This is a genomic window from Microbulbifer halophilus (genome assembly GCF_026183675.1).
In the GTDB taxonomy this organism is placed as follows: domain Bacteria; phylum Pseudomonadota; class Gammaproteobacteria; order Pseudomonadales; family Cellvibrionaceae; genus Microbulbifer; species Microbulbifer halophilus.
Map to the genome: position 1 here is coordinate 1 of NZ_JAPIVK010000109.1, position 309 is coordinate 309.

Here is a 309-nt window from a genome sequence, read left to right on the forward strand (position 1 = left end):
TACCAACTGGCTGCAGCGGATAATCCAGCTGGCCAGGGTGTTGCGAGGAAGGTCCACGCCGATGCGGTGGAAGATCTTTTCCTGGCGGGCCAGCGGCAGGGCGTCCTGGTATTTGGCCACGGTGATCTGGGCCAGCAGACTCGGGCTGGCATTGCTTCTGGGGATGGGCTGGGCCGGCAGCGGGGCGATTTTGACGCCGGATTCACAGGCTTTGCAGGCGTACTTCTTGCGAGCGTGCTGTATCACCTGGATCTTGGCCGGGACGATGTCCAGTTGCTCGCTGGTCTCCTCGCCGATCTCGCGCATCTG

Annotated in this window: 1 protein-coding gene; it reads right to left on the reverse strand. The window is 62.8% G+C overall.

Features of this window, described 5'->3' with window-relative positions; genetic code table 11:
* Positions 1-309 (reverse strand): IS66 family transposase (locus OQE62_RS19425; RefSeq protein ID WP_265723701.1); only part of this gene is annotated, 309 nt, incomplete at both ends.